Origin of the sequence: Halorubrum salipaludis (assembly GCF_002286985.1) — an archaeon.
Lineage (GTDB): Archaea > Halobacteriota > Halobacteria > Halobacteriales > Haloferacaceae > Halorubrum > Halorubrum salipaludis.
In genome coordinates this window covers 1-1,656 of the sequence record NZ_NSKC01000022.1, presented here as the reverse complement: position 1 = coordinate 1,656, position 1,656 = coordinate 1, and the positions used below count along the sequence as shown (strand labels likewise).

At 51.6% G+C, this 1,656-nt stretch carries 2 protein-coding genes; both read left to right on the top strand.

Features of this window, described 5'->3' with window-relative positions:
- Positions 1-68: 68 nt before the first annotated feature.
- Positions 69-506 carry a TRAM domain-containing protein gene (locus CK500_RS16610; RefSeq protein WP_095638293.1) on the top strand — a complete coding sequence of 146 codons (438 nt, stop codon included), beginning with the start codon at positions 69-71 and terminating at the stop codon, positions 504-506.
- A 673-nt stretch (positions 507-1,179) separates the two neighbouring features.
- Positions 1,180-1,605, top strand: coding sequence for a helix-turn-helix domain-containing protein (locus CK500_RS16605; protein WP_144049607.1), 426 nt, complete (start codon positions 1,180-1,182; stop codon positions 1,603-1,605).
- Positions 1,606-1,656: the final 51 nt, after the last annotated feature.

The window sequence follows — 1,656 nt, the reverse complement described above, 5'->3', positions numbered from 1 at the left end:
AATCAGTTGAGAGCACTAGAAACGCTAGAAACAAGTCACCTGGCACGAGTCAACACAATACGCGATTTATGGACATTTCTGAGACGCTCCAGACACTGTATACTGCGACTGTTGAACAAGACGATGGCACCTACCAGATCACCGTACCAGAACGTGAGATAGCCACCGGGACACTTGCTGAAGATGAGACATACCGTGTTGCGCTCATTTCGACGGCAGCATCGGATGTGGACGACACAGAGACGATTGACCCCATCCAACCTACTGACCACGAAGATCAGCAGCAGGACTTCGAGGGCCCGCCCGTTGCGGAAGGTGACCGGCGGGAGGTCGAAATCGAGAATCTCGGTGACCAAGGCGACGGGATCGCGAAAGTTGAGCGCGGCTACGTCGTGATTGTTCCCGAGACGAATATCGGAGACCGCGTCACGGTTGAGATGCAACAGGTCCGAGAAAACGTTGCGTTCGCGGATGTCGTTGATGACACACCTCGCGGGGAAGTCTAGGACCCGCAGGTTGGCACGAATGGGTGGTTATCGCAAACTTCTCACACTACTATAGGGTGTCATAGAAGATTTGCCACGACATTTATTTCGCGAATTCACAGTTGAATTAGCCGATAGAGTGTGCCTGCGAACACAACGGCAGCTACTCCGATTCAGAAGGTGCCACCCTATCGATGCCAGCGTAGAATATCACCGTCAACGCGACAGTTAGGATTAGTCCAACAACGATCGGGAAAAGGCCAGTCGGGTCGGGAGTAGCGATGAACGCGACAGAAAACCCGACGGATAATCCAAGTAAGGAGGATACAAGGCCTCGAACGAACCAGCGCATATCCATCGATTCCATCGGGTACATCATAAGACCGGTGGGACGGAGCATTAGTCGACAGCTGTCATATTACCAGACACTGCTACTTGCTCCGAGAATATCCTGTACTGAGCGATTCGTGAGTCCCCTAGATTGACCGTAACCGTGTCAAAAAGTGTCACTTTTTGAGAATTTCAACAGAGCCTCCAGACTGTAACAGCTGGTCGCCGATAACCGCAAGTTGGGGCTCCAACCGATTTTAGACGACATGATGACCTCGGCTTACATGGCTATCTGCTTCAGCACAACAGTACATAGCACAGCAGCATACTCTTACAATAGTACACCCAACACGTAACCATGACAATGGACATGGAAGAGTTTGAAGCGGCGGGGAACGGGGAGGAGAGGCTATCCACTAGCGAGGCAGTTGTGAAGTTCCTCCTCGAAAACAGGGATCGAGCGTGGCAACGCCGCGAGATCGCAGACGAAATCAACCGTGATCCGAACACCGTGGGAACGAACTTGAGTCGGTTGAAAGATCGCGGTCTCGTTCGCCACCGCAAGAATCATTGGGCGATCACAGACGATCACCATCGACTCGTCGAAGCGACCCAGTTCTCAAAGGTATTCTCCACGCTCAACGAGTCGGTTGGATCGATCATCGAGAGCGAAGAGGAAGCAAAAGCGTGGAGCGACGCACAGCCGGATCGGCCTCATCCAAGCCTTGGTGACGGTGAAGAAGACACCCAAACCGTCGAATCTGAAGGAGACAACGATGACGACCAGTGATTTATTATTTTAACTACTGTGCCATTTATTTATAAATTTCATATAGTAGTG

Bases quoted from the DNA above. Each gene is read 5' to 3' on its own strand.
- CK500_RS16610 (WP_095638293.1), top strand. From the start codon at position 69: ATGGACATTTCTGAGACGCTCCAGACACTGTATACTGCGACTGTTGAA.
- CK500_RS16605 (WP_144049607.1), top strand. From the start codon at position 1,180: ATGGACATGGAAGAGTTTGAAGCGGCGGGGAACGGGGAGGAGAGGCTA.